The sequence below is a fragment of the Paraburkholderia sp. RAU2J genome, assembly GCF_003634845.1.
Lineage (GTDB): Bacteria > Pseudomonadota > Gammaproteobacteria > Burkholderiales > Burkholderiaceae > Paraburkholderia > Paraburkholderia fynbosensis.
This window is the reverse complement of record NZ_RBXG01000001.1, coordinates 1,929,889-1,952,660: the sequence shown is the minus strand read 5'-3', so window position 1 is coordinate 1,952,660 and position 22,772 is coordinate 1,929,889. Positions and strand designations below refer to the sequence as shown.

General features: G+C 65.2%; 22 protein-coding genes. 15 read left to right on the top strand and 7 right to left on the bottom strand.

Annotated features, from left to right (window positions below):
- The first annotated feature begins 69 nt into the window (after window positions 1-69).
- The 5 genes from queA (at window position 70) to secF (ending at window position 6,170) form a co-directional block, all read left to right on the top strand.
- Entirely contained in the window at window positions 70-1,125 is a 1,056-nt protein-coding gene (gene queA, locus B0G69_RS09015) for a tRNA preQ1(34) S-adenosylmethionine ribosyltransferase-isomerase QueA (RefSeq protein ID WP_121316563.1), read from the top strand.
- A 190-nt stretch (window positions 1,126-1,315) separates the two neighbouring features.
- Window positions 1,316-2,506: a tRNA guanosine(34) transglycosylase Tgt gene (gene tgt / locus B0G69_RS09010; RefSeq protein WP_121316562.1), complete on the top strand. Its 1,191-nt coding sequence runs from the start codon at window positions 1,316-1,318 to the stop codon at window positions 2,504-2,506.
- A gap of 198 nt (window positions 2,507-2,704) precedes the next feature.
- Window positions 2,705-3,034, top strand: a complete 330-nt coding sequence (gene yajC, locus B0G69_RS09005) for a preprotein translocase subunit YajC (protein WP_121316561.1) — start codon at window positions 2,705-2,707, stop codon at window positions 3,032-3,034.
- 118 nt (window positions 3,035-3,152) lie between these two features.
- Window positions 3,153-5,201 carry a protein translocase subunit SecD gene (gene secD, locus B0G69_RS09000; protein WP_121316560.1) on the top strand — a complete coding sequence of 683 codons (2,049 nt, stop codon included), beginning with the start codon at window positions 3,153-3,155 and terminating at the stop codon, window positions 5,199-5,201.
- Between the two features lie 18 nt (window positions 5,202-5,219).
- Window positions 5,220-6,170: a protein translocase subunit SecF gene (gene secF / locus B0G69_RS08995; RefSeq protein ID WP_121316559.1), complete on the top strand. Its 951-nt coding sequence runs from the start codon at window positions 5,220-5,222 to the stop codon at window positions 6,168-6,170.
- Window positions 6,171-6,254: 84 nt separating this feature from the next.
- Here the strand turns inward: secF and B0G69_RS08990 are convergent, their stop codons facing one another.
- The 4 genes from B0G69_RS08990 to B0G69_RS08975 form a co-directional block, all read right to left on the bottom strand.
- Entirely contained in the window at window positions 6,255-7,532 is a 1,278-nt protein-coding gene (locus tag B0G69_RS08990) for an MFS transporter (RefSeq protein ID WP_121316558.1), read from the bottom strand.
- Window positions 7,533-7,813: 281 nt separating this feature from the next.
- Window positions 7,814-8,380: a YceI family protein gene (locus tag B0G69_RS08985; RefSeq protein ID WP_121316557.1), complete on the bottom strand. Its 567-nt coding sequence runs from the start codon at window positions 8,378-8,380 to the stop codon at window positions 7,814-7,816.
- 122 nt (window positions 8,381-8,502) lie between these two features.
- Window positions 8,503-9,066: a YceI family protein gene (locus B0G69_RS08980; protein ID WP_121316556.1), complete on the bottom strand. Its 564-nt coding sequence runs from the start codon at window positions 9,064-9,066 to the stop codon at window positions 8,503-8,505.
- A gap of 8 nt (window positions 9,067-9,074) precedes the next feature.
- Window positions 9,075-9,635 carry a cytochrome b gene (locus B0G69_RS08975; RefSeq protein ID WP_121316555.1) on the bottom strand — a complete coding sequence of 187 codons (561 nt, stop codon included), beginning with the start codon at window positions 9,633-9,635 and terminating at the stop codon, window positions 9,075-9,077.
- A 426-nt stretch (window positions 9,636-10,061) separates the two neighbouring features.
- Between B0G69_RS08975 and B0G69_RS08970 the strand changes: the two genes are divergently transcribed.
- The 8 genes from B0G69_RS08970 (at window position 10,062) to B0G69_RS08935 (ending at window position 17,517) form a co-directional block, all read left to right on the top strand.
- Complete coding sequence (locus B0G69_RS08970) at window positions 10,062-10,850, top strand: paraquat-inducible protein A (RefSeq protein ID WP_121316554.1); 789 nt, start codon at window positions 10,062-10,064, stop codon at window positions 10,848-10,850.
- A gap of 7 nt (window positions 10,851-10,857) precedes the next feature.
- Window positions 10,858-11,508 carry a paraquat-inducible protein A gene (locus B0G69_RS08965; RefSeq protein ID WP_121316553.1) on the top strand — a complete coding sequence of 217 codons (651 nt, stop codon included), beginning with the start codon at window positions 10,858-10,860 and terminating at the stop codon, window positions 11,506-11,508.
- Window positions 11,501-13,147, top strand: coding sequence for an MlaD family protein (locus B0G69_RS08960; RefSeq protein ID WP_121316552.1), 1,647 nt, complete (start codon window positions 11,501-11,503; stop codon window positions 13,145-13,147). Before B0G69_RS08965 ends, B0G69_RS08960 begins: the two co-directional genes overlap by 8 nt.
- Window positions 13,144-13,884, top strand: a complete 741-nt coding sequence (locus tag B0G69_RS08955) for a PqiC family protein (protein WP_121316551.1) — start codon at window positions 13,144-13,146, stop codon at window positions 13,882-13,884. Before B0G69_RS08960 ends, B0G69_RS08955 begins: the two co-directional genes overlap by 4 nt.
- Before the next feature lie 149 nt (window positions 13,885-14,033).
- Complete coding sequence (locus B0G69_RS08950) at window positions 14,034-14,594, top strand: hypothetical protein (RefSeq protein ID WP_121316550.1); 561 nt, start codon at window positions 14,034-14,036, stop codon at window positions 14,592-14,594.
- The gene (locus B0G69_RS08945; protein ID WP_121316549.1) at window positions 14,507-15,814 is read left to right on the top strand and encodes a class I SAM-dependent RNA methyltransferase; all 1,308 of its coding nucleotides are present in this window, start codon (window positions 14,507-14,509) and stop codon (window positions 15,812-15,814) included. The genes B0G69_RS08950 and B0G69_RS08945 overlap by 88 nt, the downstream gene beginning before the upstream one ends.
- Before the next feature lie 407 nt (window positions 15,815-16,221).
- A complete protein-coding gene (locus B0G69_RS08940) occupies window positions 16,222-16,605 on the top strand; it encodes a VOC family protein (protein ID WP_121316548.1) in 384 nt (127 codons plus the stop codon).
- Between the two features lie 171 nt (window positions 16,606-16,776).
- Window positions 16,777-17,517, top strand: a complete 741-nt coding sequence (locus B0G69_RS08935) for a YafY family protein (RefSeq protein ID WP_121316547.1) — start codon at window positions 16,777-16,779, stop codon at window positions 17,515-17,517.
- A 204-nt stretch (window positions 17,518-17,721) separates the two neighbouring features.
- Here B0G69_RS08935 and B0G69_RS08930 read toward each other — a convergent pair whose 3' ends face one another.
- From B0G69_RS08930 to B0G69_RS08920, 3 genes are read right to left on the bottom strand one after another with little or no spacing between them, the layout of a single operon-like run.
- On the bottom strand, window positions 17,722-19,176 hold the full coding sequence (locus tag B0G69_RS08930; protein WP_121316546.1) for an NAD(P)(+) transhydrogenase (Re/Si-specific) subunit beta: 1,455 nt from the start codon (window positions 19,174-19,176) through the stop codon (window positions 17,722-17,724).
- Window positions 19,176-19,502 carry an NAD(P) transhydrogenase subunit alpha gene (locus B0G69_RS08925; RefSeq protein ID WP_097391320.1) on the bottom strand — a complete coding sequence of 109 codons (327 nt, stop codon included), beginning with the start codon at window positions 19,500-19,502 and terminating at the stop codon, window positions 19,176-19,178. The genes B0G69_RS08930 and B0G69_RS08925 overlap by 1 nt, the downstream gene beginning before the upstream one ends.
- Window positions 19,503-19,514: 12 nt before the next feature.
- Window positions 19,515-20,657: a Re/Si-specific NAD(P)(+) transhydrogenase subunit alpha gene (locus B0G69_RS08920; protein WP_121316545.1), complete on the bottom strand. Its 1,143-nt coding sequence runs from the start codon at window positions 20,655-20,657 to the stop codon at window positions 19,515-19,517.
- Window positions 20,658-20,864: 207 nt separating this feature from the next.
- Between B0G69_RS08920 and B0G69_RS08915 the strand changes: the two genes are divergently transcribed.
- Together B0G69_RS08915 and mnmA are read left to right on the top strand one after the other, a co-directional pair.
- A complete protein-coding gene (locus tag B0G69_RS08915; RefSeq protein WP_121316544.1) occupies window positions 20,865-21,344 on the top strand; it encodes an NUDIX hydrolase in 480 nt (159 codons plus the stop codon).
- A 70-nt stretch (window positions 21,345-21,414) separates the two neighbouring features.
- On the top strand, window positions 21,415-22,635 hold the full coding sequence (mnmA, locus tag B0G69_RS08910) for a tRNA 2-thiouridine(34) synthase MnmA (RefSeq protein WP_121316543.1): 1,221 nt from the start codon (window positions 21,415-21,417) through the stop codon (window positions 22,633-22,635).
- The last annotated feature ends 137 nt before the right edge of the window (window positions 22,636-22,772 follow it).

Genomic DNA, 22,772 nt, shown 5'->3' with positions numbered 1-22,772 from the left:
TCCCGCAATCATAGCCGCCCGGCTCCGGCTTCGGCTCAATTCAGTCTCAATTCGCTTCCAGTCGTTCGCATGTTTACGCTTTCCGATTTCGATTTCGATCTGCCGCCCGAACTGATCGCGCAAGTCGCCCTGCCCGAGCGCAGCGCCAGCCGTCTGCTCGAGGTGGACAACACGGGCGGCACCGATGCCGCGCGTCTGATCGACCGCCGCTTCGCCGAGTTGCCCGAGTGCATCGCGCCCGGCGATCTGCTGGTCTTCAACGATACCAAAGTCCTGAAGGCGCGCTTCCTCGGCCAGAAGGCCAGTGGCGGCAAGGTCGAGGTGCTGGTGGAGCGCCTCACCGGCGAGCGCACGGCGCTCGCGCAGATCCGCGCGAGCAAGAGCCCGCAGCCGGGCACCACGATCCGTCTCGCGGACGCGTTCGATGTCACGCTCGGCGAGCGGGTGGAGCCGTTCTACACGCTGCATTTCCCCGACGAGTGCCTGACGCTGATCGAGCAGTTCGGCCGGCTGCCGCTGCCGCCGTACATCGAGCACGACCCCGATTCGACCGACGAGACCCGCTATCAGACCGTGTTCGCGCAGAATCCCGGCGCGGTCGCGGCCCCCACCGCCGGCCTGCATTTCGACGACGCGCTGCTCGCGCAACTCGACGCCCGCGGCACGGAACGCGCAACGCTGACGCTGCACGTCGGCGCGGGCACGTTCCAGCCGGTGCGGGTCGAGAATCTCGCCGAGCACAAGATGCACAGCGAGTGGTATCACCTGCCGCAGTCGCTCGCCGACAGGATCGCGGCGACCAAGGCTCGCGGCAATCGCGTGATCGCGGTGGGCACGACGTCGATGCGCGCGCTCGAAGCCGCCGCGCGCGACGCCGAAGCCGCCGGCCGGCCGCTCGCCGCGGCCAGCACGGAAACCGACATCTTCATCACGCCGGGCTATCAGTTCCGCGTGGTCGACCGGCTGGTGACGAATTTCCATTTGCCGAAGTCGACGTTGCTGATGCTGGTATCGGCCTTCGCCGGCGTCGAGACGATTCGCGCGGCGTACCGTCATGCGATCGAAGAGCGTTACCGGTTCTTCAGTTACGGCGATGCGATGCTGCTCACGCGCCGCGACGTCTGAAACAGCCTGGCCGTTTGAAGTTTTGGCAGTTCCCAGGCCGCCGCGAACATTCGCGGCGGCGTTTCAACGTTTGGGGCTGTCGATCAGAGTCAGCGCCTTAGCGCTTTCCCGGCCCCATGCAGAATCACCAATCCGAAGTCCGTTTCAACATTCGCGCCGGACTGTTTTCCGGTAGCCCAGGAGTTACTCAATGACCCTCGGTCATCAATCGCAAGAGACCACCACCGAGCGCCCCGCCAACGGCCTCAAATTCGAACTGCTCGGCACCGACGGCCAGGCGCGGCGCGGGCGCGTCACGCTGAATCATGGCGTGGTGGAAACGCCGATCTTCATGCCGGTCGGCACCTACGGCACGGTGAAGGCGGTCCAGCCGCGCGAACTGGAAGAAATGCACGCGCAGATCATTCTGGGCAACACCTTCCACCTGTGGCTGCGCCCGGGCCTGGAAACCATCGAAGCCCACGGCGGCCTGCACGGCTTCATGGGCTGGAAGAAGCCGATCCTGACGGACTCCGGCGGCTTCCAGGTGTTCTCGCTCGGCGACCTGCGCAAGATCACCGAAGACGGCGTCACGTTCGCGTCGCCGATCAACGGCGACAAGCTGTTCCTGTCGCCGGAAGTGTCGATGCAGGTTCAGAAGGTGCTGAACTCGGACATCGTCATGCAGTTCGACGAATGCACGCCATACGCGACCAACAACGTGCCGACCTCGCACAAGGACGCGGCCGACTCGATGCGCATGTCGATGCGCTGGGCGCAGCGCTCGATCGACGAGTTCGGGCGGCTCGGCAATCCGAACGCGCTGTTCGGCATCGTCCAGGGCGGCATGTTCGAGGACCTGCGCGACGAGTCGCTCGCGGGTCTCGCGGAGATGGATTTCCACGGCCTCGCGATCGGCGGGCTGTCGGTCGGCGAGCCGAAGGAAGACATGATGCGCGTGCTGAACCACATCGGCCCGAAGCTGCCGGCCGACAAGCCGCACTACCTGATGGGCGTCGGCACGCCGGAAGATCTGGTGGCCGGGGTCGCTGCCGGCGTCGACATGTTCGACTGCGTGATGCCGACCCGCAACGCGCGCAACGGCTGGCTGTTCACGCGTTTCGGCGACATCAAGATCCGCAATGCCACGCACAGGAACTCGCTGCGCCCGCTCGACGAGCAATGCGGCTGCTACACCTGCCGCCATTTCACGCGCGGTTATCTGCATCACCTGCACCGGGTCGGCGAAATCCTCGGCGCGCAGCTGAACACGATCCACAACCTGCACTACTACCTCGAACTGATGCAGGAAATGCGCGACGCGATCGACGCGAAGATGTTCGAGCCGTTCCGCAAACGCTTCCACGAGAACCGCGCGCGCGGCGTCGAACAGGCGCCCTGACGGGGTCCGGCGCGCGGATTCAACCGAAGAATCCGCGCGCCGCGACCCGAAAACCTTACAATCCACTTTCGCGGACGGCGTAAAAAGGCTTTAAACGGTTGATCGCAAAGCCGATTCGCCGCGCCGACGCGCATCAGGCCGGTGGTAGAATAATCGGCTGATTTTTTTGATCGTTTGACTGATAACGGAGAGACCAACGTGTCGTTCATTTCCAATGCCTTTGCCCAAGGCACAGCAACAGGTGGCATTGAATCGAACCTGATGAGCTTCCTGCCGCTGATCCTGATGTTCGGCGTACTGTACTTCATCATGATTCGCCCGCAAATGAAGCGCCAGAAGGAGCATCGCAGCATGCTCGCCGCCATGGCCAAGGGCGACGAAGTGGTGACGAACGGCGGCATCGTCGGTAAGGTAACCAAGGTGGGTGAAGCCTACGTCGGCGTCGAAATCTCGGAAGGCACGGAAATCACCGTGCAGAAAGCGTCGATCACGACGATTCTCCCGAAGGGCACGATCAAGTCGCTGTAAGGCCTGCTCTCTCGCGTCCGGCGCGGCCTCGCCGGCGATTCACGCCACCCCGTGCTGAACCGCCCGCGCTCATCGCCGGACGCATCGCTTCCAAGCCAACCTTCCCGTTGGACCACTCATGAATCGCTACCCCCTCTGGAAATACGCCGTGATGCTGGTGGCTCTGGTCATCGGCCTCGTGTACACGCTGCCCAACCTGTTCGGCGAAGCACCGGCGGTGCAGGTGTCGAGCGGCAAGGCAACGGTCCGGCTCGACTCGACCACGCTGGCTGCAGTCGAAGCCGCGCTCGCCGCCAATCAGATCAAGCCGACCGCCGTCACGTTCGACAATTCGACGACCAACGCGAACATTCGCGTGCGTCTGACGAACACCGACATGCAATTGCGCGTCAAGGATCTGCTGCAGAAAACGCTGAACAGCGATCCGACCGATCCGCAGTTCATCGTCGCGCTGAACCTGCAAAGCGCATCGCCTACCTGGCTCTCGGCGCTGCACGCGCTGCCCATGTACCTCGGTCTCGATCTGCGCGGCGGTGTGCACTTCCTGCTGCAGGTGGACATGGCCGGCGCGCTCAACAAGAAGCTCGACTCGGACGCCTCGGACGTGCGCACGCTGCTGCGCGACAACAACGTGCGCGACGGCGGCGTGAATCGCGTGGGCCAGTCGGTGGTGGTCAATCTGGCCGATCAGGCCACGGCGGACGCGGCGCTCAAGCTGCTCGGCCGCGGCATTAGCGAACTCCAGTGGTCCTCGCAGGCGGGCCAGGACGGCGGTGTGCAACTGGTCGGCACCTTCACGCCCGCGGTGCAACGCGCCGTGCAGGACGCCGCGCTCAAGCAGAACATCACCACGCTGCATAACCGCGTGAACGAACTCGGCGTGGCCGAGCCGGTGATCCAGCAGCAAGGCTCGGATCGCATCGTGGTCGAGCTGCCGGGCGTGCAGGACACGGCGAAGGCGAAGGACATCATCGGCCGCACGGCGACGCTCGAAGCGCGCCTGGCCGACCCGGTCAACACGCATCCGAATCCGTCCGACCCTGTGCCGCCGGGCGACGAACTGTTCACCCAGGGCAACCAGACGCCGGTGTTGCTGCGCAAGCAGGTCATCTTCACGGGCGACCGGATTATCGACGCGTCGGCGGGTTTTGACGAACATCAGCGCCCGTCGGTCAGCCTGCGCCTCGACTCGGCCGGCGGCCGCGCGCTGCGCAGCGTGTCGCGCGACAACATCGGCAAGCCGATGGCGATGGTGCTGTTCGAGCATGGCAAGGGCGAAGTGCTGACGGTGGCGACCATCCAGTCGGAACTGGGCGACCGCTTCCAGATTACCGGCCAGCCCACCCCGCAAGCCGCCGCCGACCTCGCGCTGCTGCTGCGCGCCGGTTCGCTTGCCGCGCCGATGGAAATCATCGAAGAACGCACGATCGGCCCGAGCCTCGGCGCCGATAACATCAAGAAGGGCTTCCACTCGGTGGTGTGGGGCTTCGCGGCGATCGCCGTGTTCATGATCGCGTACTACATGCTGTTCGGCGTGATCTCGATGATCGGCCTGTCGGTCAACCTGCTGCTGCTGATCGCGGTGCTGTCGATGCTGCAGGCCACGCTGACCTTGCCGGGTATCGCCGCTATCGCGCTCGCGCTCGGTATGGCGATCGACGCGAACGTGCTGATCAACGAACGCGTGCGTGAAGAACTGCGCAACGGCGCGCCGCCGCAACTGGCGATCCAGAACGGCTACGCGCATGCGTGGGCGACGATTCTCGACTCGAACGTCACGACGCTGATCGCCGGCCTCGCGCTGCTCGCCTTCGGCTCCGGCCCGGTGCGCGGCTTCGCGATGGTCCACTGTATCGGCATTCTGACGTCGATGTTCTCGGCGGTATTCTTCTCGCGCGGTATCGTCAACCTCTGGTACGGCGGCAAGAAGAAGCTGAAGTCGCTGGCGATCGGCCAGGTGTGGCGTCCGGAAACGGCGCCCGCGGGCTCGGGCGCTTACCTCGGCAATCACGACGCCGACACCGGCACCGCGCAAGCCGTCGCCAAGGCTGCGGCGAAGTCCAAGGCTCCGGCGGGCGGGAAAGCGCGCACCGGCAAGCCGACCGTGCGCCGCCGCGATGCCTCGGGTTCCTCGAACACGCCGCAGAAACCGGGTTCATCCCGCTGAGTCCCGGAGAACAAGACCATGGAATTTTTCCGTTTTCGCAAAGACATTCCGTTCATGCAGCGTGCGTTGATCTTCAACGCAATCTCGCTGCTGACGTTCCTTGCCGCTGTGTTCTTCCTCGTGCATCGCGGGCTGCATCTGTCGGTGGAGTTCACCGGCGGCACCGTAATCGAAGTGCAGTATCCGGGCGCCGTGCCGCTTGATCCGGTGCGCGGCACGCTGGCCAAACTCGGCTACGCGGATGCCCAGGTGCAGAACTTCGGCACCTCGCGCGACGTGCTGATCCGTCTGCCGCTCAAGCAGGGCTACACGTCGGCGCAACAGAGCGATCAGGTGATGACCGCGCTGAAGGCCGAGACGCCGCAGGTGCAATTGCAGCGCGTCGAGTTCGTCGGCCCGCAGGTCGGCAAGGAGCTCGCCACCGACGGCCTGCTCGCGCTCGCCTGCGTGGTGATCGGCATCGTGATCTACCTGTCGTTCCGCTTCGAATGGAAGTACGCGGTGGCCGGCGTGATCGCGAACTTGCACGACGTGGTGATCATTCTCGGCTTCTTCGCGTTCTTCCGGTGGGAGTTCTCGTTGTCGGTGCTGGCCGCGGTGCTCGCGGTGCTCGGCTATTCGGTGAACGAGTCGGTCGTTATCTTCGACCGGATTCGCGAGACCTTCCGCCGCGAACGCAAGTTGACCGTGATCGAGGTGATCAACCACGCGATCACCAGCACGATGTCGCGAACCGTCATCACGCACGGCTGTACGCAGATGATGGTGCTGTCGATGTTCCTGTTCGGCGGCCCGACGCTGCACTACTTCGCACTGGCGCTGACGGTCGGTATTCTGTTCGGTATCTATTCGTCGGTGTTCGTCGCCGCCGCGCTCGCAATGTGGCTGGGCGTGAAGCGCGAAGATCTGGTGAAGGACAAGAAGGAACGCTCCGATCCGAACGATCCGAACGCAGGTGCGCAAGTCTGATCCTGTCGTAGCGGCGGACTTCGTCACCCATGCAAAAGGCCGGTTCATCCTGAACCGGCCTTTTGCGTTTACCGGCGCGTCGCCTCAGCGAAACCCAAGCTTGCGACGCGCTGCCATCAACGCGACGAGGCTCACCGCCGCGGCAAAAATCAGGTAATAGCTCGGCGCCGCCTTCGACCCCGTGGCGCTGATCAGCCACGCGATGATGAACGGCCCGAAGCCGCCGAAGATCGTCACGGCGATGTTATACGCGAGCGACATGCCGGTCGTGCGCGTCTGCACCGGGAACATCTCCGACAGCAAACCCGGCAGCGACGCGAAGTACCCCGTCATCAGGAAACCGAACACGATCTGCATTGCCATCAGCGTGCCGAAGCTCGGATGCGCGACCAGATACAGAAAGGCCGGATAGATCAGCACGAGCAGCAGCAGCGCCGGCGCCAGCATGATCGTGGTGCGCCCATGCCGGTCCGACAGATGACCGACCAGCGGTGAGAACACCATCTGGATCACGCCGGTCAGCGCGATCGCCGAGAACGCGACCGACGGCGCCAGTCCCAGCTGCTTCACGCCATAGGTCGGCATGAACAGCACCAGATACGTCGACACGGTGCCGAGCACCACCACGCCGATCGCGATCACGAGCCGCAGCTTCTGGCTCGCGAAGGTGTCGCGCAACGGCGTCGCGGTGGTTTCGGCCGCGAGGAATTCGGGCGTCTCGTCGAGTTTCGTGCGGATGTACCAGGCGACCGGCCCGATCAGCAGACCGAAGAAGAACGGCACGCGCCAGCCCCAGGACGCCATCTGTTCCGGCGCCAGCGAACCGGTGAGCAGTACGCCGAAGCCGGCGGCCAGCAGCGTCGTGAGCCCCTGGCTCGCCACCTGCCAGCTCGCGAAGAAACCGCGCCGCCCCGGCACGTGCTCGGCGAGAAACGCGGTCGCGCTGCCGAATTCGCCGCCCGCCGAGAAGCCCTGCATCAGACGCGCGATCACGAGAATCAACGGCGCGGCGAGGCCGATGCTCCGATAGGTCGGCAGGATCGCGATGATCAGCGTGCCCCCCATCATCAGCAGGATCGACAGCGTGAGCGCGGCCTTCCGGCCTGCGCGATCCGCATACGCGCCGATCACGATCGCCCCGAGCGGCCGCATGAAGAACGACACGCCGAAGGTGCCGAGCGTCAGCAGCAGCGAGACCGTGTCGTTACCGGCCGGGAAAAACAACTTCGCGATGGTCACCGCGAAAAAGCCGTACACCACCAGATCGAACCATTCCAGCGCGTTGCCGATCGAGGCGGCGATCACCGCGCGCCACGAACTCTGCCGGCTCCCCGCGAGGCTTGCTGCGGTCGTTGCATTCATCCAGATCTCCAGTTCGCGCGAAATATTGTTCGATGCGGGCGCGCTACGCCCGATGCGGCCGAACCCGATGCGCGCATCACCGGTTCGGTGCCAGCGCTCTATTTAACTGGAAAATAAATCCGGCGCGAGCGGCAAATTGGATGCAGCGCCGCATGAGGCTTCAGGGCGGATCGCGCAAAGCACCGGCGGATAACGGACAGGGCAAGAAAAAACCGCTTCGTCGCAAAGCGAACGAAGCGGTTTCCTGTGTTGCGGCGCAACGGCGGCGCCGATCGTAACGCTTACTGCTTGATACCTTCAGACTGGATATGCAGCCGCGTCTCCATGCTGAAGCCATACTTGACGCCGGAATCCATGCCGAAATCGGCGCGGCTGAACTGGGCGCTCGCTTCCACGCCGCATACTTCACGTTTGAGCACCGGGTGCTGCATGCACTTGAACGACTCGATCTTCAGATTGAGCGGCTTGGTCACGCCGTGCATCGTCAGATTGCCGACCACTTCGACCGGCTTGTCGCCGTCGAAGCGGATCGCGGTGCCCTTGTAGGTCACCGCGGGATATTTCGCGACGTCGAAAAAATCATCCGTTTTCAGATGTTCGTCCAGCTTGCTGTTGCCGGTCTGGACCGAAGCCGGATCGACCGTCACGTCCACCGTGCCGGTCTTCGCCGCACGGTCGAGCGTCACCGTGCCGGAGCTCTTCGTGAACTTGCCGCGCCACACCGACAGCCCGCCGAAGTGGTCCGCTTCGAAGCTCGGATACGTGTGGGTCGGGTCGAGCTGATAGGTGTCGGCCGCGAACGCGCCGAACGAGAAAGAATATGCAAGTGCGCCGACGGCGATCAACATGGATGTTTTCAATTCATGCTCCTCGATTCTGGTAAAAAAAAGCGCTGAGAAAAACAGCCGCGCCGAACAAACGCCCAACGAGCACCCAGCGAGCGCAGCGGACATCACGCGCATCGCACGCTTCACTTATGCGCCGCGACGATATGAAACTTGATCACCACGTCATCGGCCACCACCGACGTGTCCTTCCACTCGCCGGTGCCGATGTCGAATTGCGAACGCTTGATCGGCAGCGAGCCGTCGAAGGTTCGCGTCGCGCCCTGCTGGCTCACCGTGACCGGCACCACCACGGTCTGCGATTTGCCCTTGATGGTCAGCTTGCCGGTCACCTTGAACTGATTGCCGCCGGCCGGCGCGATCGCGCTCGACACGAAGGTGGCGCTCGGGAAGGTTTTCGCGTCGAACCACTCCTTGCCGCGTACCTGGTCGTTGTAGCTTTCGTCGCCGAGGTCGTAGCTGCCCACGTCGATGGTGAGCTGCGCGCTGCCCTCGGCCGGCTTGGCCGGATCGAAGCTGACCTGCGCGGCGAACTTGTTGAACTTGCCCTCTACCGGCACGTTCATCTGCTTCGAGGTGGCCGTCACCGAACTCTTCGCGAGGTCCACCTGCGCGAGCGCGCTGCCGGCCGCGGTCAGCGAGGCCGCGGCGAACGCGGCGAGCATGTAGCGATAAAACGAGACCTTCATGGTTGTCCTTATTTGAGGAAAGGGAGCATGCGGGTCAGCAGGCCGTCGCGATCCAGCCATTGATGCTTGAGCGCCGCCACGACGTGCAGCGCGACCAGCACGAGCAACGTGTAATTCAGCGCGATATGCACGGTCTTGAGCAGTTCCTTCAGGTGCGGGTCCGGCGCGATCAGACGCGGCAGCGGGATCAGTCCGAGGTACACCACCGGCACGTTCGCCGCCGAGCTATACAGGTAGCCGGAAGCGGGAATGGCGATCATCAGCACGTACAGCAGCAAGTGCACGAGATGCGCGGCGCCGCGCTGCCAGGTGGCCATGCGGCGCGGCATCGGCGGGGCCGCGTGAGTCGCGCGCCACAGGATGCGCAGGATCGCGAGTGCGAACACCGTCACGCCGATCCATTTGTGCCAGGAGAAGTAGCGCAGCTTGGTGGGCGTGAAGCCCGGGATATCGGTCATCACCCAGCCGAGCGCGAAGCCGCACACGATCAGAAGCGCGATCAGCCAGTGAAAGGCGATGGCGGTCCGCGTGTACGACTCCCGGCTGCCGAATGAAGGATTGAGTGCCATGACAGGTCAACGCAAGCTAATAGAGGTTAACGGCGCAGCTTGCTCTGCTATTCCCTGCGCCGATGCGCATGGCATCGGTGTGTGCGGCCAGGGACATGCCTGCTGCGATACACGCCAAGGCCGCCATGCTACCCCATGCAAAAGAAGCTGGCAGGGGGATTCGGATCGGACTGGTTCGGATTTTGCTGCCCGGCGATCCGTTATCCGATAATCGGGGGGCCGAAAATGCCGAAGCGATGCCCAGGCCATTCCTGAGCGCGCGGGAATTCCGGATGCCGGCCGCCGCCCGGGTTGCGATCCGCGCCCGACAATGGGTCGGCGCGCGGCCAAAAAGCCACCTTTGGTACTATGGCTGCACTCTCGCCCGGCCTGCCAATAAGAACCGGCCTTGCACGCTGCCTTTCACGTCGTTAGCCCTTTTGCCGTATGGACCATGACAACCTTATCGCGTGCCATGAATGCGATACGCTGTTCCGCAAGCCACGGCTTGTGGGACGCACGAGCGCACGCTGTCCGCGCTGCGGCGCGACGCTCTATCGAGGCGTCTCGCGCAAGCTGGACAGCATCTGTGCGATGACGCTGGCCGCGCTGATCACCTTCGTGATCGCGCAGGGCTTTCCGATCGTCGAACTCGAAACCAACGGCATCACCTCGCAGACCACGCTGTTCGGCGCGCTCATCGCGCTGTGGGACGAGAACATGCAGATCGTCGCGGTGATGGTGTTCTGCTCGACCATCCTGTTTCCGCTGACCGAACTCGTCGCGCTGCTCTACGTGCTGGTGCCGCTGCGCGCCGGCTACGTGCCCGCCGCGTTCAACCGCGTGCTGCGCGCGATCCAGTTCGTGCGCCCGTGGGGGATGATCGAAGTGTTCATGCTCGGCGTGCTGATCACGATCGTGAAGATGGTCAGCCTCGCGCGCGTGATCCCCGAGGCCGCGCTGTTCGCGTTCGGCACGTTGACGCTGATGTTCGCGGTGGTCGTCACGTTCGATCCGCGCATGCTGTGGGATCTCGCCGACGAACTCGGCGACCGCGGCCAGCGCCCGCTGCCGCGCACCTCCGCCGACAGCGCGGCCGCCGCCGTCGGCACGCAGGCCGGGCCGCCCGCCCCGGCTGATTTGCCCACCGCGCCCACCGCGCCGGCGGACGGTGCATCTACCGCCGCGCAACCGTCGTTGCCACCCGGCGCACCGCCCGCGCCGCATCAGGGATGAGCGCACGATGAAATACGTCACCGCGAAACGCGCGGGCCTCGTCTCCTGCCATGCATGCGGACGCGTCGAGCCGCGCATCCGCTCGGTCACGCCGCAGCACTGCGGACGCTGCGGCGCGCACCTGCACGCGCGCCACCCCGACAGCCTGATGCGCACCTGGGCGCTGCTGATCGCCGCGGCGCTGCTGTATATTCCGGCCAACCTGCTGCCGGTGATGCACACTACGTCGCTGCTCGGCTCCGAAGACGACACCATCATGAGCGGCGTCGTGTATTTCTGGACCTCGGGCGACTGGCCGCTCGCGGTGATCGTGTTCATCGCCAGCATCATGGTGCCGATGCTCAAGCTGAGCGTGCTGGTGCTGCTCACCGTCACCGCGCAGCGCCGCTCGCGCTGGCGGCCGGAGCAGCGCACCACGCTGTACCGGATGGTCGAGCGGATCGGCCGCTGGTCGATGCTCGACGTGTTCGTCGTCACGCTGACCGTCGCGCTCGTGCGCTTCAAATCGCTTGCCGTGATCACGGCCGGACCGGGCGCGATCGCGTTCGGCTCGGTGGTGATCCTGACCATGATGGCGTCCATGCAATTCGATCCACGGCTCATCTGGGACCCCGTGGACGGCAATACTCAAAAACCTCAGGATCTTGACCATGACTAGCCCGCAAGGACCGACGCCCGCCTCCGGCGATTCGAACGGACCCAGGCTGCCGCCGCAACTCCCGGACCCCGATATCGAGCCGCGCAGCCGCTGGCTGCCGTCGCTCGTGTGGGTGATTCCGCTCATCGCCGCGCTGATCGGCATCGCACTCGTGATCAAGTCGGTGACTGAAAAAGGTCCGGTCATCACGATCAGCTTCATCAGCGCCGAAGGCCTCGAGCCCGGCAAGACCAAGGTCAAGTACAAGGACGTCGACGTCGGGGCGGTGAAGACCATCACGCTCGCGCAGGATCTGTCGCACGTGCTGGTGCAGGTGCAACTGACCAAGGAAGGCGAAAAATTCGCGGTCAAGGATTCGCGCTTCTGGGTGGTGCGCCCGCGCATCGGCGCAAGTGGCGTGTCGGGTCTCACCACGCTGCTCTCGGGTGCATACATCGGCGCGGACGCCGGCCGTTCGCCGGATACCGAGAAGAACTTCGTCGGCCTCGAAACGCCGCCGCCGATCACCGGCGACCAGAAGGGTCACCAGTTCGTGCTGCACGGCGACTCGCTCGGCTCGATCGACATCGGCTCGCCGATCTTCTACCGGCGCGTGCAGGTCGGCCAGGTGGTCGGCTTCTCGCTTGACAAGGACGGCACCGGCGTGACCATGCAGGTATTCGTGTCCGCGCCGTTCGACCAGTACGTCGGCACCAACTCGCGCTGGTGGCATGCGAGCGGCGTCGACTTGCGGCTCGATTCGAGCGGCTTCAAGCTGAACACGCAGTCGCTCGCGACGGTGATCGTCGGCGGCCTGTCGTTCCAGTCGCCGCCCGGCCAGGGCGTGGGCGCGCAGGCGCCGAACAACATGACGTTCCGCCTCGGGTCGGATGAAGCGGACGCGATGCGCGACCCGGACGGCGTGCCGCTGCGCGTGGTGATGAACTTCAACCAGTCGCTGCGCGGGCTGTCGATCGGCGCGCCGATCGATTTCCGCGGCATCGTGCTGGGCCAGGTGACCAATATCGGCATCGACTACGATCCGAAGACGCGCAGCTTCACGATGCCGGTGACGATGAACATCTACCCCGACCGCCTCGGCAAACGCTTCCGCGAAACCGCGCCGGCGCCGGGCAGCCTCGCCGGTCAGACCATGCTGCAGCAACTGGTCAAGCATGGACTGCGCGGTCAGTTGCGCACCGGCAATCTGATCACGAGCCAGCTGTACGTCGCACTCGATATCTTCCCGAAGGCGCCGCCGGCCACCGTCGACGTCGGGACCGATCCGCTCGAGTTGCCGACCATCCCGAACACGCTCGACGAGTTGCAGCTCCAGGTCGCCGACATCGCGAGGAAGCTCGACAAGGTGCCGTTCGACCAGATCGGCACCAACCTGAACAGCGCGCTGAAAAACGCCGATCAACTGTTCACGCGCCTCGACAAGGAAGTCGTGCCGCAAGCCCGCGACACCCTCGCGGCAGCGAAGCAGACCTTCGGCTCGGCGCAGGCGACGTTGCAGCAGGACTCGCCGTTGCAGTCGGATGTTCATCAGGCGTTGCAGGAACTGACGCGCACGTTGCAGTCGTTGAACGCGCTGTCCGACTATCTGGAGCGCCATCCCGAATCGCTGTTGCGCGGTAAATCAGGAGATAAACCATGATGTTTGCCCGGCTCCCCCGCCCATCGCGCGCGCTCGTGCGCGGCGCTGCGTACGCCGGCGCGCTGGCCGCGGCCGTGGCTCTGGCGGCGTGCGCGTCGCCGCCGAGCCGCTTTTACACGCTGGGCGCCGATGCCGCGGCCGGCTCCGCCGCGCCGGCCGGCACGCGGACAGCGGCCGCGCAGGCCTTGCTGATCGAGGTCGCGCCGGTCGACGTGCCGCCGCAAGTGGCGAAAAATCAGCTGGTCGTGCAGACCGCCCCGACCCAGGTCAGGGTGCTCGAAGATGAGCGCTGGGCGTCGCTGCCCGGCGATGAAATCCGCCGCGCGCTGTCGACGAGTCTCACGCAGCAGCTCGGCACCATCGACGTCTATGGCACCGCGCATCCGGATGCGACGCCGGTGTATCGCGTCAGCATGAACGTGCAGCGCTTCGAGTCGTGGCCGGGCTCGCACGCGTTGATCGATGCGGTGTGGAGCGTGCGGGCCGTGCGCAGCAATGCGGTGATGACGTGCCGCAGCGTGGTGAACGAGCCGGTTAGCGGCGGCTATGATGCGCTCGTCCAAGGACACCGTCGCGCGCTGCAGCAGATTAGCGGGCAGATTGCGTCGGCGGTGCAGGCGATGGCTGCGGCGGCTCCGCGTAGTGCGGCGAGTGGCTCATCGGGCAAGGGGACCGCGGCGGTCGTGCCGGCGTGTCCTGTCGCGGGTGCGACTACGGCGGCGGCTGAAGGAGGTTGAGTTCAAGTGAAAACGCGTCTATGCATCTACGCGTTTTCGCTTTGGCCGCGTTGAACACGCTGGCGAAGTTCTGACCGACGTTATCAAGGATAGCCACGGAAAGTTCACTTATCCTTGAATACGCCGCACGCATCGCGCAGGCAACCGACATGTTCGACACGCTCAAACGACTCATCAAAAAATGGCGCGCGTCGCGTGACGGCGGCCATCAGCTCGACGCGCTGCTGGCGATCGCCGATCGCACCGCCCCCTATCCCGAGCGCAGCGAATGGCTGATCGAACTCGCGCACTGGATTCGCCGCGGCCGCGCCGTGCAGACCGATGCGCTCGAACCCGACGCCTCCCGCTCGGCCCCGGCGCATACGCGATCTGCGGCGCAGCGCGGTGCGCTCGCTGCGCGGCGCGATCTGGCAGAGGCTGCGCCGGCATCCACTGGAACTGGTGTGGCCGCAGAGAGCCGCGCGCAAGGCGAACTAGGCCGCGCGTCCGACGGTTCCTGCCCTTCCCGCACTTCCTGCGCCGGCCCGCCCGCCGGCGCGAGCGGCCCGCCCCGTAATCGCGCCGGGCGGGCCACCCCGACCGCGTACAATAGCGCCTTATCCAACGCCTTCCGGCAACCTCAATGTCCTTCGATTTCTTCCTCCCTTGCCCACGCGGCCTTGAAGCCTCGCTTGCGGCCGAACTCGCCGAAATTGCCGCGAAACACCTGAACGGCGCACCGTTTACGGCCGGCGCACAAGTGCCCGGCGGCGTGCACTTCCGCGGCGGCTGGGCTGCCGGCATGGCCGCCAACCTGCATTCGCGCCTCGCGAGCCGCGTGCTGCTGAAGATCGCGCACCGCCCGTATCGCAGCGAACAGGACATTTACGCGCTCGCGGTCGAACAGCGTTGGGAGCAATGGTTCTCGGCCAAAGAAACGCTGCGGGTGGACGTGACCGCGATCAAATCGCCGCTGCGCAGCCTCGAATTCACGACGCTGCGCGTGAAGGACGCGATCTGCGACCGTCTGCGCGAAGTCAGCGGCGCGCGGCCGAGCATCGACACCGCGACGCCCGACGTGCGCGTGTTCGCGTTTCTCACCGCCACCGATTGCACGCTCTACCTCGACACGTCCGGCGATCCGCTCTTCAAACGCGGCTGGCGTCTCGATAAGGGCGCGGCGCCGTTGCGCGAGAATCTCGCGGCGGGCATTCTGCGCCTGACCGGCTGGAGCGCCGGCACGCCGCTGTACGACCCGATGTGCGGCAGCGGGACCTTCCTCGCGGAAGCCGCCCAGGTGGCGCTGAACATCGCGCCGGGCGCGGAACGCAGCTTCGGCTTCGAGAAGCTCAAGCAATTCGACGCGAAGACCTGGCAAACGCTGAAGGCGGCCGCACTCGACGCAAAGCATGCCGCGCGCAGCTCGCGCGCCGATCTGCAGATCTTTGGCAGCGATATTTCCGGCGACATGCTCGACAAGGCGCGCGCGAACTTCCAGCGCGCCGGTTTGCCGTCGATTCCGCTCAAGCAGGTCGATGCGCGCGGCATGACGCCACCCTCGTCCGAAGCGGGCATCCTCGTCGCCAATCCGCCGTATGGCGAGCGGATCGAAGTACGTGGCCGCAATGCGCGCGGCGAGTTGCGTGAAGGCCGAGGCAACCGCGAGAACCGCGACGACGACGGTTTCCGTCGTGTGCAGGAAGAAGCGCCGGACAGCGAATTCTTCCATTCGCTCGGCGACGCGTTGAAGCAGCGCTTCACCGGCTGGCATGCGTTCATTCTCACGTCGGATCGCAAACTGCCGGGACAATTGCGCTTGCGTGAGTCGACCAAGACGCCGCTCTTTAACGGTGCGCTCGAATGCCGGCTGTTCCGCTTCGATCTGATCGCGGGCAGCGTGCGTCAGCGGCCGCAGAGCGATGCGTCGGCGACTGGAAGCGAAGGGGCTTAAGGCCAGATTGCCTGACGCAACCGCCGCTTGAGGCGCGCTGCAGTACGGCGATGAAAACCGCGGACCTTTTGGGCTCCGCGGTTTTTTTTCGCTGGCGCGCGGTGGCGGCGATGGTGGGAGTTTCCGGCGCTGCGGTTCGGTTTGCATCACCTGCGTCCTGTCAGTAGCGGCGCAACGTCGGCGTCCTTTTGCTGCCATCCGTCACGGCGCCGCCGCTGCCGCTCCCATCGCACGCGTCGCATCCTTCCCGCAAGTGCCGCCCGCCGCAAGGCCGCGAATCATCACGCCCGGCAGTCCGCCTCCTGCCACACCCTACTGACACCACGCTGTCAGCAGCACCCCCGCACACTCCTTCTCACGCCATCCGGCGCTTTGCACGGCTTACCCGCCATCCACAGGAGAGTGTCATGTCCACGTCAGCCAAAGTTGTTGCATGGTTCGAGATTCCGTCCGTCGATTTCGATCGCGCCGTCCGCTTTTACGAAGCCGCGCTCGACGTCCAGCTCAATCGCCAGGAAATCGGTGGGCAGCCGATTGCGATATTCGGCTACGAAGAGCCGGCCACTGGAGGCGCGATCGTCCACAGCCCGTCGATGGAGCCGACCGGCGACGGCGTGCTCGTCTATCTGAGCGCGCAGCCGACCGTGGACGCCGCCCTCGCGCGCGTCGAACAGGCCGGCGGCAAGACCGACGGCCCGGTGATCAAGCTGCCGCAGGACATCGGCTACATCGCGTTCTTCACCGATACGGAAGGCAACCGCCTCGGCCTGCATTCGCGCACCAACGGCTGAACGGCAGTTCACTGAGCGAAGCGGCTCGCAGGGCAGCGGCTCGAAGCAAAGCGGAGCCACACTGCCACGCGAAGCCGCAACCCGCAGCACGAAGCAAACTCTGGCAGCACCTCGCCACGCCGCGCGCGTCACGACAGCGCGCGCCGCAGCGAACCTCGAGCGGAGCGCGGCATGCGGCGCTATCATCGCGGGACCGTTCCCGTCCTCTTCTACAAGACGCCCACGATGACGCGCCGCGCCGACCGCCTGTTCCAGATTGCCGAACTGTTGCGCGGACGGCGTCTGACCACCGCGCAGCAACTCGCCGACTGGCTGAACATTTCGCTGCGCACGGTCTATCGCGACGTGCGCGATCTGCAATTGTCGGGCGTGCCGATCGAAGGCGAAGCCGGCATCGGCTACCGGTTGAGCCGCACCGCAAGCCTGCCGCCGCTCACCTTCACCGCCGACGAACTGGCCGCGCTCGCAGCCGGCGCGCGCATGCTCGAATCGTGGGGCGGCGCGGACTTCGCGAGCGGCGCGCGCGGGGCGCTCGCCAAGATCGCGTCGGCGATGCCCGCCGACAAACGCGCGACGCTCGAAAGGCTCGCGATTTTCGCGCCGTCGTTTCATATTAAGGAGAATTTTTCGGCGCAGCTGGATGCGCTGCATCGCGCGATCGACACGCGGCACGTGGTGCGCTTCGCCTACACCGACGCGTGCGGCGCGGCCACCGAGCGCCGCGTCTGGCCGCTCGCGTTAGCGTATTGGGGTGCACGCTGGACGCTCGGCTCATGGTGCGAATTGCGCGGCGCCTTCCGCAATTTCAGTCTGGAGAAGATCGTGGATCTTCAGGTGCTCGAACGGTATCCGGATCAGGAAGGCCGACGGCTCGCGGATCTGCTGCGGCATGTGAACGCGAAGCCGAAGTGAAAGTGAGGATTGCGGCGTGTCGCGACGCAACGATGGAGGGCACCTGTTGCAACACGCGGGCGTCAGGTCGAGGCGGATTCAGCCGGACATCGTGAACCTCGGCAAGCAGCCGGCGCGCCCCGTTCCAACAGCCGCACGCGACGCCACTACGAAGCGGAAATCGCGGGCTCCTGACGAGGCAACCCGCGATACCCGAACACGCGCTCATTCGACCGCCTTCACCATATCCTCGATCACCTTCTTCGCGTCGCCGAACACCATCATCGTCTTGTCCATGTAGAAGAGATCATTGTCGAGACCGGCATAACCCGCCGCCATGGAGCGTTTGTTCACGATCACCGTGCGCGCCTTGTACGCCTCGATGATCGGCATGCCTGCAATCGCCGACTTCGGATCGGTCTTCGCCGCCGGATTCACCACGTCGTTCGCGCCGAGCACCAGCACCACGTCGACCTGGCCGAACTCGCCGTTGATGTCGTCCATTTCGAACACCATGTCGTAGGGCACTTCGGCTTCGGCGAGCAGCACGTTCATGTGGCCCGGCATGCGACCCGCGACCGGGTGAATCGCGTACTTCACTTCGATGCCCTTCTCGACCAGCTTGTCGGTCAGCTCCTTCAACGCATGCTGCGCGCGCGCCACGGCCAGCCCATAACCCGGCACGATCACCACCGTCTCGGCGTTGCCGAGCATGAACGACGCGTCGTCCGCGGAACCGGATTTCACCGGACGCTGCTCCGCCGTGCCGCCGGCCACCGCCGCGCCCGCCTCGTTGCCGAAGCCGCCGAGAATCACGTTGAAGAACGAGCGGTTCATCGCGCGGCACATGATGTACGACAGAATCGCCCCCGACGAGCCGACGAGCGACCCCGCGATGATCAGCATCGGATTGTTCAGCGAGAAACCGATGCCCGCCGCAGCCCAGCCCGAGTACGAGTTCAGCATCGACACGACCACCGGCATGTCCGCGCCGCCGATCGGAATGATGATCAGCACGCCGAGCACGAACGCGATGATCGTCATGATGATGAACGGCAGCCACGCCTGCGTGAGAAAGAAGATGATGCCGAAGCCGAGCATCGCGATGGCGAGCATCAGGTTGATCAGATGCTGGCCGCTGTACACGACCGGCGCGCCCTGGAAGAGCCGGAACTTGTACTTGCCCGACAGCTTGCCGAACGCGATCACCGAGCCGGAGAACGTGATCGCACCGACGAACGTGCCGATGAACAGCTCGATGCGATTGCCGAACGGCAGAAAGCCCGGGATCGGATAGTCCGGATCGCCGAGCCCGAACGCGGCCGGCTCCGACACCACCGCATACGCGATGCAGACCGCCGCGAGACCGATCAGCGAGTGCATCGCCGCGACCAGTTCGGGCATCTTGGTCATCTCGACGCGCGCGGCGACGAACGCGCCGACCGCGCCGCCGATCACCAGCGCGACCAGCAGCAGGCCGAGCCCGAGGCCGAGGTTAGAGCCGAGCGCCGACGCCTGTTTCGCGATCAGCGCGATGGTCGTGAGGATCGCAATCGCCATCCCGACCATGCCGAAGGTATTGCCGACGCGCGCCGTCTTCGGATTCGACAGCCCCTTGAGCGCCTGAATGAAGCAGACCGACGCGACCAGATAAAGCAGCGTGACGACGTTCAGACTCATTACGCGTTCTCCTTGGCGGCTGCGGGAAGCTTCTTCGGCTCTTTCTTGCGGAACATTTCCAGCATTCGCCGGGTGACGAGAAAGCCGCCGAACACGTTGACGGCCGCGAGCGCGACCGCGAGCGTGCCGAAGAACTTGCCGGTGTCGCCCACGGTGAGGCCTGCTGCGAGCATTGCGCCGACAATCACGATCGCCGAGATCGCATTGGTCACGGCCATCAGCGGCGTGTGCAGCGCGGGCGTGACGTTCCAGACCACGTGGTAGCCGACGTAGATCGCCAGCACGAAGATGATCAGGTTGATGACGGTGTGGTTGATGACTTCCATTGCCGTTCTCCTCTAGGCCGTGCGCGTGACTGCGCCATCACGGGCCAGCAGCGTGGCCGCGACGATGTCGTCCGCGAGATCGATGTTCAGCGCGCCTTCCTTCGTGATGATCAGCTTGAGGAAGTCGAGCAGGTTGCGCGCGTAGAGCGACGACGCGTCGGCGGGCACCATCGACGCCAGGTTCGTATAGCCGACGATCTGCACGCCATGCCTGAGCACCACCTGGTCCGCCTCGGTCAGCGGACAGTTGCCGCCGCGCCGGCCCTCGTACTCCGCGCCGCGTCCGGCCGCGAGATCGACCAGGACGGAGCCCGGTTTCATCGCCTGCACGGTGTCGACCGAGATCAGCGTCGGCGCGGCGCGGCCCGGAATCAGCGCGGTGGAGATCACCACGTCCGCCTGCTTCGCCCGCTCATGGACCAGCGCCGACTGACGCGTGAGCCACGACGGCGGCATCGGCCGCGCATAGCCGCCGACGCCTTGCGCGGCTTCGCGCTCCTCGTCGGTTTCGTAGGGCACGTCGAGAAACTTCGCGCCGAGCGACTCGATCTGCTCTTTCACGGCCGGCCGCACGTCCGACGCCTCGATCACCGCGCCGAGGCGCTTGGCGGTCGCGATCGCCTGCAGGCCCGCCACGCCCGCGCCGAGAATCAGCACACGCGCAGCTTTCACGGTGCCGGCCGCGGTCATCAGCATCGGCATGAAACGCGGATAGAGCGTCGCCGCCAGCAGCACCGCCTTGTAACCCGCGATGTTCGCCTGCGACGACAGCACGTCGAGGCTCTGCGCGCGGGTCGTACGCGGCGCGGCTTCGAGCGCGAACGCGGTGACGCCGGCCTCGGCGAGCTTGCGCGCGTTCTCGGCGTTGAACGGGTCGAGCATGCCGACCAGCGTCGCGCCGCGCTTCAGGAGCGGCAACTCGGTATCGGTGGGAGACTGGACTTTGAGGAGGAGATCGGCGCCGAAGGCGGTGGCCGCATCGACGATCTCCGCGCCGGCGGCCGTGAAGGCCTCGTCAGGAAAGCTCGCGGCGGCGCCCGCGCCGCTCTGGATCGTGACCCGGTGGCCCTGGGTCACGTACTTCTTGACCGTTTCGGGCGTCGCGGCGACGCGGGTTTCGTGCGCGCGCGTCTCGGCTGGCACTCCGATATGCATCGTGTTCCTCCTCGACTTCCTGTTTGACGACAGATTGGCCGACGAGGCACGCCGGCTTGCAATTGCAACGGCTAACGCCTCACTTTAACCGAAACCGGGGGGTGCACAGAAATCGGGGACAATCCGGGGGTGGCCGTGCGGCCTGCCATGGGCCGCCACTGGCCGATTCCCGGCAGCCCAGGCCCATAAACGGTAAAATGCGCAGCCATGAAACCGGAAACCTGGCTGCCGCACGTGACCGTCGCGGCGATCATCGAGCGTGAGGGGCGCTTTCTCGTCGTCGAGGAACATACCGCCGACGGCTTGCGCCTGAATCAGCCCGCCGGCCATCTCGAAGCGGGCGAAACGCTTCAGCAGGCGGTGAGCCGCGAAACGCTCGAGGAAACCGCCCATCCGTTCACGCCCGAGGCGCTGGTCGGCCTGTACATGGCCCACTTCGAGCGGCCCGGCAGCGCGGGCGTCACCTACCTGCGCTTTACCTATTGCGGCGCAGGCGGCGAACCGGAGCCGCAGCGCGCGCTCGATCCGGACATCGTCCGCACCTTGTGGATGAGCGCCGACGAATTGCGCGCATGCCCCGAACGGCATCGCACGCCGCTCGTCATGCAATGCGTCGACGACTACCTCGCCGGCCGGCGTTTCCCGCTCGACTTCGTGCATACGCATTCGGTCGGGCCCAAAAGATAACCCTCGCGCGCGCCGACACGAGCGGCCATCCCGCGATCCATGCAGTCATGCAGCACCCAGTGAGCATCTTATGAGCAAGCAGAAAGTCGTAGTAGGCATGTCGGGCGGCGTCGATTCGTCGGTCACCGCGTGGCTGCTGAAGGAACAGGGCTACGACGTGGTCGGCCTGTTCATGAAGAACTGGGAAGACGACGACGACAGCGAATACTGCTCGACGCGGCAGGACTGGATCGACGTGGTGTCGGTGGCGGACCTGATCGGCATCGACGTCGAAGCGGTGAACTTCGCCTCGGAATACAAGGACCGCGTGTTCGCCGAATTCCTGCGCGAATACTCGGCCGGCCGCACGCCGAATCCGGACGTGCTGTGCAACGCCGAAATCAAGTTCAAGGCCTTCCTCGACCATGCGATGTCGCTCGGCGCGGAAACCATCGCGACGGGCCACTATGCGCGCGTGCGCGAGAACAATGGCCGCTTCGAATTGCTGAAGGCGTTCGACCACACGAAGGACCAGTCGTACTTCCTGCACCGGCTGAACCAGGCGCAATTGTCGAAGACGCTGTTTCCGCTGGGCGAGATTCCCAAGACCAAGGTGCGTGAAATCGCCGAGCAGATTGCACTGCCGAATGCGAAGAAGAAGGATTCGACCGGCATCTGCTTCATCGGCGAACGGCCGTTCCGCGACTTCCTGAACCGCTATCTGCCGACCAAACCGGGCCCGATGAAAACCACCGACGGCAAAGTGGTCGGCGAACACATCGGTCTCGCGTTCTACACGTTCGGCCAGCGCAAGGGCATCGGCCTCGGCGGCAGCAAGGACGGCAGCGGCAAACCATGGTTCGTGGCCGGCAAGGATATCGCGTCGAACACGCTGTACGTGGCGCAAGGCCACGATCATCCGTGGCTGCTCAGCCATACGCTGAGCGCAGGCAATACGAGCTGGGTTGCGGGCGAGCCGCCGGAGGAAGGTTTCGCGTGCGGCGCGAAAACGCGCTACCGGCAGGCGGACGCGGCGTGCACATTCAGCGCGGGCGGCATCAATGCGGCGGGCATCCGTGCGGCGGGCATCAACGCGGCGAGCACCCATGCGGCAGATACCAACGCGGCGAACGGCGGCGAAGACCTCTTCGAACTGACTTTCGACACCGCGCAATGGGCTGTCACACCAGGGCAATCAGCGGTGCTCTACAATGGCGAAGTGTGCCTCGGCGGCGGCATCATCGAACATGTGGTGACGGGGCAACCGGCCGCCCGCCAGCCGCAAAAGGCGGCACTGCTGAGCACGCGTTAAGCGACGCACGCCGGCGAGCCGTGCGGTGGTTCAGCCACACTCGCGGTCGCCGCTCCCGCTTCGCCTTCACACTGGAACCATGCTGCGCTTCGCCTTCACACATCATTTTCAGGTCTCGCCTTCGGGCTTCTACCTCC

Excerpts from the sequence above, each read along its gene's own strand:
- B0G69_RS08940 (WP_121316548.1), top strand. The coding sequence starts at position 16,222 with ATGTCCACGTCAGCCAAAGTTGTTGCATGGTTCGAGATTCCGTCCGTC.
- B0G69_RS08935 (WP_121316547.1), top strand. The coding sequence starts at position 16,777 with ATGCGGCGCTATCATCGCGGGACCGTTCCCGTCCTCTTCTACAAGACG.
- B0G69_RS08930 (WP_121316546.1), bottom strand. The coding sequence starts at position 19,176 with ATGAGTCTGAACGTCGTCACGCTGCTTTATCTGGTCGCGTCGGTCTGC.
- secD (WP_121316560.1), top strand. The coding sequence starts at position 3,153 with ATGAATCGCTACCCCCTCTGGAAATACGCCGTGATGCTGGTGGCTCTG.
- B0G69_RS08950 (WP_121316550.1), top strand. The coding sequence starts at position 14,034 with ATGTTCGACACGCTCAAACGACTCATCAAAAAATGGCGCGCGTCGCGT.
- B0G69_RS08920 (WP_121316545.1), bottom strand. The coding sequence starts at position 20,657 with ATGCATATCGGAGTGCCAGCCGAGACGCGCGCGCACGAAACCCGCGTC.
- B0G69_RS08980 (WP_121316556.1), bottom strand. The coding sequence starts at position 9,066 with ATGAAGGTCTCGTTTTATCGCTACATGCTCGCCGCGTTCGCCGCGGCC.
- B0G69_RS08925 (WP_097391320.1), bottom strand. The coding sequence starts at position 19,502 with ATGGAAGTCATCAACCACACCGTCATCAACCTGATCATCTTCGTGCTG.
- B0G69_RS08990 (WP_121316558.1), bottom strand. The coding sequence starts at position 7,532 with ATGAATGCAACGACCGCAGCAAGCCTCGCGGGGAGCCGGCAGAGTTCG.
- queA (WP_121316563.1), top strand. The coding sequence starts at position 70 with ATGTTTACGCTTTCCGATTTCGATTTCGATCTGCCGCCCGAACTGATC.
- B0G69_RS08975 (WP_121316555.1), bottom strand. The coding sequence starts at position 9,635 with ATGGCACTCAATCCTTCATTCGGCAGCCGGGAGTCGTACACGCGGACC.
- B0G69_RS08955 (WP_121316551.1), top strand. The coding sequence starts at position 13,144 with ATGATGTTTGCCCGGCTCCCCCGCCCATCGCGCGCGCTCGTGCGCGGC.
- B0G69_RS08965 (WP_121316553.1), top strand. The coding sequence starts at position 10,858 with ATGAAATACGTCACCGCGAAACGCGCGGGCCTCGTCTCCTGCCATGCA.
- B0G69_RS08945 (WP_121316549.1), top strand. The coding sequence starts at position 14,507 with ATGTCCTTCGATTTCTTCCTCCCTTGCCCACGCGGCCTTGAAGCCTCG.
- B0G69_RS08960 (WP_121316552.1), top strand. The coding sequence starts at position 11,501 with ATGACTAGCCCGCAAGGACCGACGCCCGCCTCCGGCGATTCGAACGGA.
- B0G69_RS08985 (WP_121316557.1), bottom strand. The coding sequence starts at position 8,380 with ATGTTGATCGCCGTCGGCGCACTTGCATATTCTTTCTCGTTCGGCGCG.
- tgt (WP_121316562.1), top strand. The coding sequence starts at position 1,316 with ATGACCCTCGGTCATCAATCGCAAGAGACCACCACCGAGCGCCCCGCC.
- secF (WP_121316559.1), top strand. The coding sequence starts at position 5,220 with ATGGAATTTTTCCGTTTTCGCAAAGACATTCCGTTCATGCAGCGTGCG.
- B0G69_RS08970 (WP_121316554.1), top strand. The coding sequence starts at position 10,062 with ATGGACCATGACAACCTTATCGCGTGCCATGAATGCGATACGCTGTTC.
- B0G69_RS08915 (WP_121316544.1), top strand. The coding sequence starts at position 20,865 with ATGAAACCGGAAACCTGGCTGCCGCACGTGACCGTCGCGGCGATCATC.
- mnmA (WP_121316543.1), top strand. The coding sequence starts at position 21,415 with ATGAGCAAGCAGAAAGTCGTAGTAGGCATGTCGGGCGGCGTCGATTCG.